At 51.9% G+C, this 14518-nt stretch carries 10 protein-coding genes; 6 read left to right on the top strand and 4 right to left on the bottom strand.

Annotated elements, in window-relative coordinates:
• Window positions 1-105: 105 nt before the first annotated feature.
• Entirely contained in the window at window positions 106-846 is a 741-nt protein-coding gene (locus NXT09_RS06600) for an EAL domain-containing protein (RefSeq protein WP_268579212.1), read from the bottom strand.
• Window positions 847-1389: 543 nt separating this feature from the next.
• Here NXT09_RS06600 and NXT09_RS06595 point away from each other — a divergent pair.
• The 4 genes from NXT09_RS06595 (at window position 1390) to NXT09_RS06580 (ending at window position 7713) form a co-directional block, all read left to right on the top strand.
• On the top strand, window positions 1390-3114 hold the full coding sequence (locus tag NXT09_RS06595; protein ID WP_268579211.1) for a PilZ domain-containing protein: 1725 nt from the start codon (window positions 1390-1392) through the stop codon (window positions 3112-3114).
• 289 nt (window positions 3115-3403) lie between these two features.
• Window positions 3404-5233 (top strand): NADPH-dependent assimilatory sulfite reductase flavoprotein subunit, encoded by a 1830-nt coding sequence (gene cysJ / locus NXT09_RS06590; protein ID WP_268579210.1) that lies wholly within the window; start codon window positions 3404-3406, stop codon window positions 5231-5233.
• Entirely contained in the window at window positions 5233-6966 is a 1734-nt protein-coding gene (cysI, locus tag NXT09_RS06585) for an assimilatory sulfite reductase (NADPH) hemoprotein subunit (protein WP_205551403.1), read from the top strand. Before cysJ ends, cysI begins: the two co-directional genes overlap by 1 nt.
• Before the next feature lie 12 nt (window positions 6967-6978).
• Window positions 6979-7713 (top strand): phosphoadenylyl-sulfate reductase, encoded by a 735-nt coding sequence (locus NXT09_RS06580; RefSeq protein ID WP_268579209.1) that lies wholly within the window; start codon window positions 6979-6981, stop codon window positions 7711-7713.
• Between the two features lie 164 nt (window positions 7714-7877).
• Here NXT09_RS06580 and adhP read toward each other — a convergent pair whose 3' ends face one another.
• The 3 genes from adhP to NXT09_RS06565 form a co-directional block, all read right to left on the bottom strand.
• A complete protein-coding gene (gene adhP / locus NXT09_RS06575; protein WP_268579208.1) occupies window positions 7878-8915 on the bottom strand; it encodes an alcohol dehydrogenase AdhP in 1038 nt (345 codons plus the stop codon).
• 153 nt (window positions 8916-9068) lie between these two features.
• The gene (eutR, locus tag NXT09_RS06570) at window positions 9069-10103 is read right to left on the bottom strand and encodes an HTH-type transcriptional regulator EutR (RefSeq protein ID WP_268579207.1); all 1035 of its coding nucleotides are present in this window, start codon (window positions 10101-10103) and stop codon (window positions 9069-9071) included.
• Window positions 10104-10344: 241 nt separating this feature from the next.
• Window positions 10345-11724 (bottom strand): aldehyde dehydrogenase family protein, encoded by a 1380-nt coding sequence (locus tag NXT09_RS06565; protein WP_268579206.1) that lies wholly within the window; start codon window positions 11722-11724, stop codon window positions 10345-10347.
• 425 nt (window positions 11725-12149) lie between these two features.
• Between NXT09_RS06565 and cysG the strand changes: the two genes are divergently transcribed.
• Together cysG and cysD are read left to right on the top strand one after the other, a co-directional pair.
• Window positions 12150-13592, top strand: coding sequence for a siroheme synthase CysG (cysG, locus tag NXT09_RS06560; protein WP_268579205.1), 1443 nt, complete (start codon window positions 12150-12152; stop codon window positions 13590-13592).
• 9 nt (window positions 13593-13601) lie between these two features.
• Complete coding sequence (gene cysD, locus NXT09_RS06555) at window positions 13602-14510, top strand: sulfate adenylyltransferase subunit CysD (RefSeq protein WP_205551390.1); 909 nt, start codon at window positions 13602-13604, stop codon at window positions 14508-14510.
• Window positions 14511-14518: the final 8 nt, after the last annotated feature.

Genomic DNA, 14518 nt, shown 5'->3' with positions numbered 1-14518 from the left:
GTCTAAAGCATTGTTGGCGAGACATTTATTGTGGGAGTGGGTATCGCGGATTGACTATGATGCGTTAACCCACGAGAGGCAGGACAGAAAAATCGAGGATGCTAGCTAAAAGCCTTCCAGCAGCCTTAATTGGCTGAATGTGAGTGGCCGATAGAAGATATATCCTTGAATCCCAATGGGGTGATATTTATTTAACCGATTCAAATCAGTCGCCTTCTCAACGCCTTCACAGATAATGTTTACGCCAAGAGGAATGAGTTTGTTCAATAAGACCTTGAGTTTTTGTGATTTGGTCTCTTCTTTCCCGATGCCATCGATAATAGAGCGATCGATTTTTATGGTATCGAAGTCAAACAAGCTCAGGCTGTCTATTTGTAGATTTCCTGCGCCGAAATCATCTAATGAAATCATAAAGCCATATTTCTTGGCCTGATTTAAAAAGGGTATCCCATCTATTAGCTGCTGCCGGGTCGTTTTTTCACTGATCTCTATTTCTATATTCTTCGGGTTAACCTCATGCATGAGGCATTTTTGGTATAACGTTTCCAGATAGGCGGAATTATTAAAAAGTAAATGTGACAGGTTGAATGATATTGTCATGCTACTTTTGTTTTTTATTACCTGACAGACCACATCAAACATAAAGTCTGTCACTTTATCGATTGCTTTACATTCCTCAATTTTATCTATGGTCTGCTGAGTCGATGTTAAAACGCCTTCCGAGTTATAAAACCTGGCGAGGGCTTCATAGCGGAATATTTTATTTTGAGGGAGATGGATAATAGGCTGAAACTCGGCGGTCAGCCTAAGAATTTTTCCATCGATATTCAATGTTGTTGTATTCATTTTACTGATTACTCACCCTCTCCATAGAAATAGGCATTCCATAGCGTTACTCGTCTGGATTCTACACAGCAATTTGGAATATTTGGAAATTGTTTAAAATGATCAATAATCCCCATTTGATAGTGTTTGTCTATTGAATGAAAAATAATGATCGTTTAAATCTATGTTGTTGGTGGTTTTTTATTCCATATTTATTAATTTATATGAGTTTTTATATTGCTATTTTTTGTTTAATTGGCTGTTAAGTTGTTTTTGTTTAAATTTAAGCCAATTTGATCGGTGTGTGTGACCGTTGAGACTTTATGACATCCTTGTTAGGATGATAAACGACATAAAGCTCGTCGTTTCGTCATGGTACTGGAGTGAAGAAGAACGCATAAATTAAATCTGGGGAATGTTTGACTCAGTAAGAATAAGTGTTTTTCTACCGTGTTTAATGTGTGTGAAAAATTTAATCTCGTGTAAAAATTTGTTTCTATTAAAAGAGAAATCCTTTTTGGGTTTTGGGGTATATCACCATCGCGTTAATAGGTAGATCTTATCGTGGAACACTTTTCTCCTCCTCCCGCTAAAGTGATTAGCGCATTACTGCAACATCCCTATGTGATGTCTATCTATGCCAAGGATATGCTATATGCATTAAAGGCAGACGTTGCGGAATTGAATCCGGATAAAAACCGTATCGTGTTAGATGTGGAATACTCTGGCTCGGATATCGACAGATATCTTGCCGATGGTGGTTTGAATTTTGATCTGGAGGCGCTCAAGGGCACGGATAACATCGAACGAGAAACCTACAGTCTGTGTAATATTTCTACCCAATTATTCAAGACGGACAGTATGTTTTATCGCCTGGAATGTCGCTTGCCAGAATCTGTTTTTGTCACTGAAAACAGGGGGGCGATTCGTATTCCCTTTATTCTTGGCATGCAGGCTCGTGCTCGCATTGAAGTTTATCTACACACGCTGAATGTGCCCGGAACGCTGCGTAATTTATCGACCGGTGGATGTCTGGTCGAAATCGATCTGGTTGAGAGTATTGCGATTGAAGTGGGCCAAGATATCCCCGGCATTACGCTTGAATTCCCTAACGGAGAAAGCTTTTATGCCGAGGGAAAAATTCGCCATATACGCCCCTTTGGAAATAATGGCTATGCGGCCGTTGGCATCCAATTTATCCATTTGTCTTCATCTCAGTCTGAAGCCCTGCTTCATTATACGAATGAGTCGGAAAGAGAGGCGGCATACCGAACCGGCATAACTGGCAGCATGGTGTATTCGTCCCCGTTGTTCATTCCGGGCACCAAGGAGAAAAATCTGTTGCTGCGAGAAAGCCAGGAACGTGAGAAACGTACCCGCCAGACGCCCATGGAACGGGGCGTCATGGAAGTTGCCCATCGGCTTCAGATTGGGCTTATGTACATCAAAACGCGCAATCAACTGCCGGTTGAGATCTTTTATGACTGTGTCGATACCTTGCTGTATATGGTCAAAAAAGAGAGAAAGGCTTTTCTGTATGCGCTGTCGTTCCTGCGCGATGAGGCGGACTGGGTTAGGCATGCGGTACAGGTCGCGGGGAAATTGGCCGACATGCTGTTAATTGCCGATCCGCACGATCCCCATGTGCGTGAGGCGGTGTTAGGCGCGTTACTGCACACGATGGGTAAACCGCTGCTGGTTAACGCCCGTCTTCCGTCGCTGAAGGTCAACATGAATCCGGCGCAGAAAGCGATCCTGAGCGGTCATGTGGAAGTGCTGTGCGCGAAGTTACGTGAGCTCGGCTGGTCGATAACCCCCACCTGTCGCGATGTGATTGAGAATGCCAACGAGCGTTTGGACGGCAGCGGCTATCCGCAAGGCAAACGCGCCGAACAATTGTCGCCGTTAGTCCGATTGGTCTCTGTGATTAAGGCGATTAATAAGCTCAGGCATGCGCGTAATGGTGTTTCTCCCCGCACGCCATTGGCCGCCTATCGTAAAATCTATGAGGCTAACGCGGCCTATGATAAGGCGGTGTTGGTCAAATACGTGCAGATTTACGGCCTCTATCCCATCGGCAGTCTGGCGAAATATTCGGGAGGCTTCCTCGGGTGGGTGATGGATATTGATAAAAAGGGTAAGCCTATCGTGGTGCATCTCACCAAGAACCTGCGTTTTCCTGATACCAATATCAGCAGTGTCGTTTCTAATGGCGACTTGCAGCAGGTCGGTAAGCTCGAAAACATCGTTCATCCTGACGATTTCGGCATGAAGGTCCTGAAAATTTAGCGAGTATCGTCTGCACAGAGGGCTGCATAGCAGCCCTTCTTCCTCACCACATCCTACCGACATTTTTCCCGCAACAGGCATGAAGCGCACGTGCTATCAGGCATAACACTTTAAGCAATAAGGACTATCAGAAAAACCATTTAGTCATTTTGGTTATTTAATATTTCCATCATTTCTTTAATTGTTAAGATGCAGATCGTTACCCTTATCCTCCATCCATCTTTTTATTGCATGTTTTTGTATTAGCGTCGTTGGCTAACAGCACAGGCACAAGGAAACAGAAATCACAATGACTACTCCGGTTTCCCCCACTTCATTGCTTCCGCTGAGTGTGGAGCAATTAACGCGTTTACAGGCGGCAACCGGTGATTTCTCATCGACGCAGCTGGCCTGGCTATCCGGCTATTTCTGGGGTTTAGTACAGCAGCCAGGGAATGTGCAGCCGGGGGCGATCGCCGCCACGGCAACGACAGTATCCGCAATCACGGTGCCAGTACAAACGATTACGCTGATTTCCGCCTCACAGACCGGCAATGCACGTCGGGTGGCGGAACAGCTGCGTGACGATCTGCTGGCAGCCAAGCTGTCCGTCAATCTGGTCAATGCGGGCGATTACAAATTCAAGCAAATCGGGCAGGAAAAACTGCTGCTGATTGTGGCCTCGACGCAGGGGGAAGGGGAGCCGCCGGAAGAAGCCGTCGCGCTGCACAAGTTCCTGCTGTCCAAAAAAGCCCCGGAGATGAAAGACACCGCGTTTGCCGTGTTTGGTCTGGGTGATACCTCTTACGAATTCTTCAGCAAGGCGGGTAAAGATTTCGATAGTCGTCTGGCTGAATTAGGCGCTGAACGCCTGCTGGATCGCGTGGATGCTGATGTCGATTATCAGGGGCTTGCCGAACAGTGGCGACGCCAACTGGTTGATATTTTGCAGGCGCGGGTGCCGGTTCAAGGCGAAGCCGTCGCGCAGATTGCCGCTCAGGGTGCACTGGATGAAATTACCAGCAGCCCGTACAGCAAATCCTCACCGCTGCATGCCACGTTTGCCGTAAACCAGAAAGTGACCGGGCGTAACTCCGAAAAGGATGTTCGCCATATCGAGATCGATCTGGGCGATTCCGGTTTGCGTTATCAGCCGGGAGATGCGCTGGGCGTGTGGTTCGATAACGATCCTGCGCTGATTCAGGAATTGTTGGAACTGCTGTGGCTGAAAGGCGACGAGTCCGTCAGCGTTGACGGCAAGACGCTGCCATTATCGCAGGCGCTGAAAAGCCACTTTGAGCTGACGCAGAACACGGCACCGATTGTCGAGAAATATGCAGCACTGTCGCGTAATGAAACGCTGTTGTCGCTGCTGGCCGATAAGCCTGCGCTTCAACAGTTCGCACAGCGCACACCGCTGGTGGATATGGTGCGACAAGCGCCGACTGAGCTGACGGCGGAACAACTGCTGGGTCTGCTGCGTCCGCTGACGCCGCGTCTTTATTCTATTGCCTCCTCGCAGGCGGAAGTCGAAAGCGAAGTGCACATCACCGTTGGTGTGGTGCGCTACGAATACGAAGGCCGCGAGCGCGCCGGTGGTGCTTCCAGCTATCTGGCCGACAGGCTGAGTGAGGACGATGAAATCCGCGTCTTCATAGAACATAACGATAACTTCCGTCTGCCTGCGAATTCCGACGCACCGGTCATCATGATCGGGCCGGGCACCGGAATCGCGCCGTTCCGCGCCTTTATGCAGCAACGTGATGCCGATGGGGCCGAGGGGAAAAACTGGCTGTTCTTTGGTAATCCACACTTTACGGAAGATTTTCTGTATCAGGTTGAATGGCAGCGCTACGTCAAAGATGGCCTGCTGACCAACATCGATCTGGCCTGGTCGCGCGATCAGGCGCATAAAGTTTACGTGCAGGACAAACTGCGGGAAAAAGGCGCGGAAGTCTGGCGCTGGATTCAGGATGGCGCGCACCTGTACGTGTGTGGGGATGCCAACCGTATGGCGAAAGACGTCGAGCGGGCACTGCTGGACGTGATAGTTGAGCATGGCGGCATGGACAGTGAACAGGCCGATGAGTTTTTAAGCGATCTGCGCCTTGAGCGCCGTTATCAGCGAGATGTGTACTAATGAGTGAAAAATACGTTTTCAGTGAAAAACACCCCGGTCCCTTGGTCGTAGAAGGGAAACTCGCTGACGCAGAGCGCATGAAGACAGAAAGTAACTTTCTGCGCGGTACGATTGCTGAAGACCTGAACGATGGTCTGACCGGTGGCTTCAGGGGCGATAACTTTCTGCTGATCCGCTTCCACGGTATGTATCAGCAGGATGACCGCGATATTCGCGCCGAACGTGCCGAGCAGAAACTGGAGCCGCGCCATGCGATGCTGCTGCGCTGCCGTCTGCCCGGTGGCGTGATGACGCCAGAGCAGTGGCTGCGGATAGACAAATTTGCGACTGAAAATACGATCTACGGCAGCATTCGCATCACGAACCGCCAGACGTTCCAGTATCACGGTATTCTCAAATCGAACGTGAAACCGGTACACCAGATGCTGAATAGCATCGGGCTGGACGCGCTGGCGACGGCGAATGACATGAACCGTAACGTGCTGTGTACGTCCAACCCGATAGAATCCGAACTGCATCAGCAGGCGTATGAGTGGGCGAAAAAGATTTCTGAGCATCTGCTGCCGCGCACGCGTGCCTATGCTGAGATCTGGATGGATCAGGAGAAAGTCGCCACGACGGATGAAGAACCGATTTTAGGTTCAACGTATCTGCCGCGTAAGTTCAAAACCACGGTCGTGATCCCGCCGCAGAATGATATCGATCTGCATGCGAACGATCTCAACTTCGTTGCGATTGCCGATAACGGCCGTCTGGTGGGCTTCAACGTGCTGGTGGGCGGCGGGCTCTCTATCGCGCACGGCGACAAAGAAACTTACCCGCGTACCGCCAGTGAGCTGGGCTACATTTCCATTGAACATACGCTGGCAATCGCGGAAGCGGTGGTGACCACGCAGCGCGATTGGGGTAACCGGACCAACCGTAAAAACGCGAAAACCAAATACACGCTGGAGCGCGTAGGTGTAGACAACTTCAAACAGGAAGTAGAAGCGCGTGCCGGTGTGAAATTTGAAGCGGTGCGCCCTTATGAATTCACCGGACGTGGCGATCGCATCGGCTGGGTAAAAGGCATCGACAATAAATGGCATCTGACGCTGTTTATCGAAAACGGTCGTGTTCTGGATTATCCGGGCCGTCCGCTGAAAACCGGTCTGGCTGAAATTGCCAAGATCCACAAAGGGGATTTCCGCTTAACGGCGAACCAGAATTTGATCATCGCGGGCGTTCCTGCGCGTAGTAAAGCGAAGATTGATGCGCTGGCGCGTGAGCACGGCCTGATTGATGACGGCGTCAGCGAGCAGCGCAAGAATTCGATGGCCTGTGTGTCGTTCCCGACCTGTCCGCTGGCGATGGCGGAAGCCGAGCGTTTCCTGCCAGAGTTTGTCACGAAAGTGGAAGACATCATGCAGCAGCACGGTGTGGGCGATGAGCACATTGTTCTGCGCGTGACGGGTTGCCCGAACGGCTGCGGCCGCGCGATGCTGGCGGAAATCGGTCTGGTGGGCAAAGCGGTGGGGCGTTATAACCTGCACCTTGGTGGGAATCGCGAGGGGACACGCATTCCGCGTATGTATCGCGAGAACATTAATGAAACCGAGATCCTTGCAGAAATGGATCGGCTTATCGGGCTGTGGGCGCAAGATCGCCAGCGGAATGAAGGCTTTGGGGATTTCGTGATTCGTACCAACATCATTAAACCGGTGCTGGATCCCGCTCGCGATTTTTATGACTGACAGGAGAGCCTGATGGCCGAATTTAATCTTGAGGCGCTCAACGCGTTACCGAAAGCGGAACAGGCGGCAGAATTGACTGTCGTGAATGGTCAGCTTGAACAGCTATCGGCGCAGGAAAGAGTGAGCTGGGCGCTGGAGAATCTGCCGGGCGACTATGTGTTGTCGTCCAGTTTCGGTATTCAGGCGGCGGTATCGCTGCATCTGGTGACGCAACAGCGGCCGGATATTCCGGTTATCCTCACGGATACGGGCTATCTGTTTCCTGAAACCTATCAGTTTATTGATGCACTGACGGAACAGTTGACGCTGAATCTGCAAGTGTATCGCGCTGCGGAATCCCCGGCCTGGCAAGAGGCGCGCTACGGCAAGCTGTGGGAGCAGGGTGTGGAAGGCATTGAGCGCTACAACCTGCTGAATAAAGTCGAGCCGATGAATCGGGCGCTGAGCGAGTTAAAGGCGAAAACATGGTTTGCTGGCCTGCGTCGTGAGCAGTCCGGTAGTCGGGGCGAATTACCGGTGCTGGCGATTCAGCGCGGCGTCTTCAAATTCCTGCCGATTATCGACTGGGATAACCGAACGGTGTACCAGTACCTGAAAGAAAACGGCCTGAGCTACCACCCGCTGTGGGAACAGGGCTATCTGTCAGTTGGCGATACGCACACCACCCGCAAATGGGAGCCGGGTATGGCCGAAGAAGAAACTCGTTTCTTCGGCCTGAAACGCGAATGCGGGCTGCACGAAGGGTAAAACAGAAAACCGGGCATCGCCCGGTTTTTTACTTCTGGGGTTAAGGGTTGTGCTGCGCGCCCTGAATCGCGGTCACATACAGCAAATGGGTTATGCATAAAATGGGTTATGCATAGTTGGATGCGCCAATGCACTGCCCTGAATGTAAGTTATTGAGAGCTGGGTTAACTGTGATTTAACGCCGCCAGGCTACTGCTACGTAAATCAATGACCATCCGGCCTTTGATTTTTCCTTGCTCCATTTCTTCAAAAATGGCGTTGACGTCGGTCATTGGGCGTAGCGTCACTTTAGGGACGACTTTCCCTTCCTGAGCAAACTGGAACGCTTCCTGTAAATCCTGACGTGTCCCTACCAGTGAACCGATGACCTGAATGCCATCGAGCACCAGACGCGGAATGTACAGATCCATGCTTTCGGGAGGCAGGCCGATGGCAACCACCCGCGCACCAGCGCGTACCGCATCAATGGCAGAATTAAACGCCGCCCGCGCGACGGCAGTGACGACGGCAGCATGCGCACCGCCCACTTTTTCCTGAATAATATCCGCCGCGTTTTCTTTCGCTGGGTTGATGACTAAATCTGCACCCATCTCTTTTGCAAAGGCCAGTTGTGCATCGTTAACATCCACGGCGATAACGTTGGCGTTAAAGACATTTTTTGCGTATTGCAATGCCAGATTCCCTAACCCGCCGAGGCCATAAATAACAATCCACTGGCCGGGTTTAACGGTGGAAACTTTGACCGCTTTGTAGGTTGTTACACCCGCGCAGGTAATACTGCTGGCCGCAGCCGGATCCAATCCATCGGGAACCTTGACCGCATAATCTGCGACGACAATACATTCCTCAGCCATACCGCCATCGACGGTATAACCGGCATTTTTGACGCCACGGCATAGCGTTTCATTGCCGCCGACACAGTATTCACAGTATCCACATCCTTGATAGAACCAGGCCACGCTGGCACGATCGCCCGGTTTGAGTGAGGTGACACCGGGCCCAATGGCTTTAACGATGCCAATGCCTTCATGGCCGAGAATGACCCCCGTTTTATCACCATAATCGCCATTTTTGACGTGTAGATCCGTATGACAGACACCGCAGTATTCCATGGCGAGCAACGCTTCGCCGTGTCCGGGTTCGCGTAATGCTTTTTCAATAATTTCGGCTTTTCCACCTTTACCGGCGACAACTGCTTTCATAACTGACTCCTGTTTGTATTTCACATATCAATAAGCTGACGATGAAACATGCCTCTTGTGAGGCGACGGCGAAAAATTAAGACGAGTTTGACCTTGTGATGCTGGATGGCATCACAGAAAGACTCGTTATACGGATAGAGAAAAGATAAGTAGCTAGTGTTGTAAGCGCCGTCGTAGCGTTAACGATGGCTTCTCGTTAAAGAGCTTTTGATAATCTCTGGCAAACTGGCCCAGGTGCCAGAATCCCCATTGCATGGCGGCATCTTGAACCGTACGCTGCGGCGATATTGGGCTGATGAGTTCGCGACGAACCGCGTTGAGACGGATGATTTTTAGCCAGGCATTGGGACCAATGCCTACCACGTTGTGGAAGGCGTTCTGTAATGTTCGGCGACTGACGTGTAACTGGCGGCAGAGATCGAGCACGGTGACAGGCTCTGATGTCTGGCTCAACACATACTCACGTACAAAAGAAATCAATTTGCGATGGTGATGACTTTGCGCATATTCAGAGGGCGATTGAACGTTTTCCAGAAAGGAAATGAGCGTAGTCAGTAGGTTATGTTTCAGCACTTTTTCTGCATTACGTGTTTTCATCACGTGGGGAAAATGGCAGCTATACCAGAGAGCCTGACGAATAAATGAACACAGCGTGGCTTTTTTGTCGTGTTCTATTTGCAGCGTTGCGCCCTGATTCAACCTCTGAGTCAGCCATTCTGGATCGCTAAGTGCGCCAATATACTGATTAAGCACATCGTGTGAGATAACAACGCCCAAAATGGAAAACTCGTCGGGTGTGCTTAATTCAAACTCTTTGCCGCCGGGGCTAACCGCGATGCTGTATTCATCCAGCGGTTGGGCATCAATAAATCCCATACTCTCTTGTGTCGAAGGGACGCCGAACCAGAATGAACCGGGCCATACCATACAAGATTGGCGGAGCGCGAGGTTCGTGTATTCGTGACAAAGCTGAATGCCATCTAACAGCAATTCCTGAAGTTCGCCGCGGAAATGGCCGGGTGAAACCTGATCGTACAACTGCTGCCAGGCTGTGATCGTACAGGACTGGGCATAAACATCCTGTGTGGAATACTGATGGATGTACTGCTCCTGAGAAGACAATCGTTTTTCTGGAGGAGTGACCCTGGCATCAAGCTGATGCAGTGGTGGGGTATTCTCGGTTCTCATAGGCATTTTCCTCCCAGAAAAAGCTTTACTCTATGGTGACATCCAACATTGTGATACCCAGCATGTTTGCAAGCCATCGTCGCTATAACGCGCTCCTGCCTGTTATTCACGGCGATGGCTGTATACCCGTCATACTTCAAGCTGCTTGTGCGTTGGCTGCCTTTAAATACTCGGCCTATCGTGGGCCTCGCCCTTAAGGGCCGCGGCAACTCGAATTATTTAGGGTATGGTTCTGATAAAATTAAACGATCCTGAACATATCAACCATCACACAGCGTCGAATTCGCACAAAAGTGCGTGCAGATGTCACACCTTCGCCCGTCGGCGTGGAAATGGTCATCGACGTACACCCTTCGCCGCCCAATCCTAATCCCGCAATACAGGGGCCATTTTTCACAAAGATGCTGGTGTTGATCGCATTCGCCATCTTGTGCAGGTTATTAATATTTGTCGAGTGCATGGCGGCGGTATGACGACGTCCGCCTTCCAGATGGATGGCAAGCTCGATGGCTTCCTCTACATCCCGCACACGAACAATGGGCAGAACCGGCATCATCATTTCGGTTACGGCGAACGGGTGATTCGCGTCCGTTTCCGCCAGTAGCAGGCGAGTGTGTTCGCTAACATCCAGGCCAATGGCTGCCGCAATTTTTGCCGCGTCGCGTCCTACCCAATCGCGATGTGGACGACCGTTCCCATGCTCATCAATATCGGTGAGTAACAATGACTGAAGTTGCTCGGTTTGTTGGCGAGTGAGTAATACAGCCTGGTGGTATTGCATTTCCGACAATAACTCATCGGCGATGCTGTTGACCACGATTGCCACTTTCTCATCGACACAGATAATGTTGTTATCAAACGATGCGCCACGAACAATATCACGTGCGGCACGTTCGATATTTGCCGTCTCATCAACAACTACCGGTGGATTTCCCGCACCAGCAGCAATCAAACGTTTGTCTGTATGTTTGCGGGCTGCTTCCACGACGGCTTCGCCGCCGGTAACAACCAGCAGGCTGATACCGGGGTGCCGGAATAGCCGCTGTGCAGTTTCAATATTAGGCTCAGCCACCGTCACTAACAGGTTCTCTGGGCCACCTGCGGCAACAATGGCTTTATTCAACAGGCTGATCGTGTAGAGCGATACTTTCTTTGCCGAGGGATGTGGAGCAAAAACGATACTGTTGCCTGCGGCAATCATACTTATGGTGTTATTGATAACGGTGGCGGCCGGATTGGTTGACGGCGTGACGGATGCCACGACGCCCCATGGTGCGTTTTCAATCAGCGTGAGGCCGTTGTCCCCTGTTACGACTTTTGCCGACAGGCTCTCGGTTCCGGGCGTACTACGTGCCTGTGAAACATTTTTGGCATATTTATCCGCCACGCGCCCCATGCCGGTTTCTTCCACGGCCATTTCGGCCAGAACCTGCGCATAGCGTTCGCCAGCCTGACGGATGGCCGCAATAACGTTTTGCCGCACAATGACGTTATCCAGCCGCTTTTGCGCGTGCGTTGCGGCAGAGACGGCATCGTCCAGAGAGGCAAAGATCCCATATTGTGCATCAAAGTCAGTAATAGGGCGTGCCGGGGCGTTGAGCTCGAGTGTTGATTGTTCCATACGCGCAATCCTCTTCTATTAATAAGCTAATTTGGCTTGACGTTTGTCGTGGCATGACCACAACAGATTCGCGTCCATACCACGAGGAATCTTGATCCATTCTGTTCAGTCAACGCTTGAACGAATCGTGTGAACCTCTTCTCGTTAATGGCTTTTTGCTACCCGCGGGGCTACTGGCATGTTGCAATGAATCTGGAAAAGCAAATATCAAAAATCGGCAAACTGTCCGCAACTTTGACATGCGTCATAAACTCTTTTGAACAAATGTCGGTGTAAGGTCGATAGCTGACGAGGATGTGTGAGTAGTCGGATTTATTTTACTGTTATTCCATTACGGAACTTGTCATTCCAATTCGGCATTTCATAAGTGTTCTGTCCGCACCGTATAGTCGCATTATCTATTTTTTTGCTTAGTTAAGGCGACTGTGAACTATCTCCCTTTATTTGCCGATCTTCGTCAGCGTCCGGTACTGGTTGTTGGCGGCGGCGAGGTTGCTACGCGCAAAATCGATCTGCTGCAACGCGCGGGTGCGGAGATAAAAATTGTCGCGCAGGCGCTGGCGGAACCGTTGGCGGCGCAGCATCAGGCCGGGCAGGTGGAATGGCTGGCGCACTCTTTTACACCGGAACTGTTATCCGGCGTGTTTTTGGTGATTGCGGCCACGGACGACGCCGAGCTGAATGCCGCGGTATTTGAGGCGGCGAATCAGCGTCATTTGCTGGTGAACGTGGTGGACGATCAGCCGAAGTGCTCGTTTATTTTCCCCTCGATTGTCGATCGCTCTCCGCTGGTGGTGGCCATTTCCTCGGGTGGACAGGCACCGGTGCTGGCGCGTCTGCTGCGTGAAAAGCTGGAATCCTTACTGCCCGCTAGCCTGGGCACGATGGCGGACATCGCCGGAAGCTGGCGCGACAGAATTAAAACCCGACTGCATTCGATGCCGGCACGCCGTCGCTTTTGGGAGCGGCTGTTTGTCGGACGCTTTGCGTCGCTGGTGTCCGCAGGTCAACTGGCACAGGCTGAAGAGGAATTGCAACAGCAGCTGGTGCATCAGCAAGAGGAACAGCAGCAGCCAGCGGCCGCACGCGGTGAAGTCGCACTGGTTGGCGCAGGCCCCGGCGATGCCGGACTGCTGACACTGCGTGGGTTACAGGTGATGCAGCAGGCGGACGTGGTGCTGTATGACCATCTGGTCAGCCCCGAGGTGCTGGATTTGGTGCGCCGCGACGCCGAACGTATCTGCGTTGGCAAACGCGCCAGCGCGCATTCGTTGCCACAGGATGAGATTAATCAGCTACTGGTGAAGCTGGCGCAGGAAGGAAAACGGGTCGTGCGCCTGAAAGGCGGTGACCCCTTTATTTTTGGCCGCGGCGGTGAAGAGCTGCAAGCGGTGGCGCAGGCTGGCATCACGTTTCAGGTGGTGCCCGGCGTGACGGCTGCGGCGGGCGTCACGGCGTATGCGGGAATCCCGTTAACGCACCGTGACTACGCGCAGAGCGTACTTTTTATTACCGGACACTGTCGCCCGGATGGCGACGAGTTGGACTGGTCAACGCTGGCGCGTGGCCGTCAGACGCTGGCGATTTACATGGGAACGATGAAGGCTGCGGAAATTTCGCAGCAGCTAATCGCGCATGGTCGTTCATCGCAGACGCCTGTTGCCGTGATCAGTCGCGGTACCCGACACGATCAGCAGGTGCAAATTGGCACGCTGCAACAGTTAGAACATTTGGCACGGCAAGCGCCGACACCGGCGCTGCTGGTGATTGGCGAGGTGGTGGATTTGCACCATCAGATTGCCTGGTTTGGTCAGACAACGCCGACGGTGCCGCAAGACAGCCGCCCAGCGGTAGTAAACTTGGCTTAAGGAAAGGGTATGGACGAGAAACGACTCACGCATTTACGGCAGCTTGAAGCCGAAAGCATTCACATCATCCGCGAAGTGGCGGCCGAGTTCAGTAATCCGGTGATGATGTACTCCATCGGCAAAGACTCTTCGGTGATGCTGCATCTGGCGCGCAAGGCGTTCTATCCAGGATCGCTGCCTTTCCCGCTGCTGCACGTTGATACCGGCTGGAAATTTCGTGAAATGTACGAATTCCGCGACCGGACGGCGAAGGCCTACGGCTGTGAACTGCTGGTGCACCGCAACCCGCAGGGTGAAGCGCTGGGGATTAACCCCTTTGTGCACGGCAGCGCCAAGCACACCGACATCATGAAAACGGAAGGGCTGAAGCAGGCGCTGGATAAATACGGTTTTGATGCCGCGTTTGGCGGGGCGCGCCGCGATGAAGAGAAATCGCGTGCTAAAGAGCGTATTTACTCCTTCCGCGACCGTTTCCACCGCTGGGATCCGAAGAATCAGCGCCCAGAGCTGTGGCATAACTACAACGGCCAGATTAACAAAGGCGAGAGCATCCGCGTTTTCCCGCTCTCTAACTGGACCGAGCTGGATATCTGGCAATACATCTATCTGGAAAACATCGATATTGTTCCGCTGTATCTGGCTGCCCCGCGTCCGGTGGTGGAACGTGATGGCATGTTGCTGATGGTGGATGACGATCGCATCGATCTGCAACCCGGTGAAGTGATCGAACAGCGCATGGTGCGCTTCCGCACGTTGGGCTGCTGGCCGCTGACGGGCGCGGTCGCCTCGCATGCGCAGACACTGCCGGAAATCATCGAAGAGATGCTGGTTTCCACGACCAGTGAGCGTCAGGGAAGGGTAATTGACCGCGACCAGGCCGGTTCAATGGAGCTGAAAAAGCGTCAAGGGTATTTCTGAGGAATCGT

The organism is Pectobacterium jejuense (genome assembly GCF_026800125.1).
GTDB lineage: Bacteria > Pseudomonadota > Gammaproteobacteria > Enterobacterales > Enterobacteriaceae > Pectobacterium > Pectobacterium jejuense.
Note: the sequence above shows the minus strand (reverse complement) of the source record. Positions and strands in the feature narration are given on the sequence as shown.

What these genes read in the sequence shown, in the direction of transcription:
- NXT09_RS06600 (WP_268579212.1), bottom strand. Translation starts at nt 846, where the DNA reads ATGAATACAACAACATTGAATATCGATGGAAAAATTCTTAGGCTGACC.
- cysJ (WP_268579210.1), top strand. Translation starts at nt 3,404, where the DNA reads ATGACTACTCCGGTTTCCCCCACTTCATTGCTTCCGCTGAGTGTGGAG.
- cysI (WP_205551403.1), top strand. Translation starts at nt 5,233, where the DNA reads ATGAGTGAAAAATACGTTTTCAGTGAAAAACACCCCGGTCCCTTGGTC.
- NXT09_RS06580 (WP_268579209.1), top strand. Translation starts at nt 6,979, where the DNA reads ATGGCCGAATTTAATCTTGAGGCGCTCAACGCGTTACCGAAAGCGGAA.
- adhP (WP_268579208.1), bottom strand. Translation starts at nt 8,915, where the DNA reads ATGAAAGCAGTTGTCGCCGGTAAAGGTGGAAAAGCCGAAATTATTGAA.
- eutR (WP_268579207.1), bottom strand. Translation starts at nt 10,103, where the DNA reads ATGAGAACCGAGAATACCCCACCACTGCATCAGCTTGATGCCAGGGTC.
- NXT09_RS06565 (WP_268579206.1), bottom strand. Translation starts at nt 11,724, where the DNA reads ATGGAACAATCAACACTCGAGCTCAACGCCCCGGCACGCCCTATTACT.
- cysD (WP_205551390.1), top strand. Translation starts at nt 13,602, where the DNA reads ATGGACGAGAAACGACTCACGCATTTACGGCAGCTTGAAGCCGAAAGC.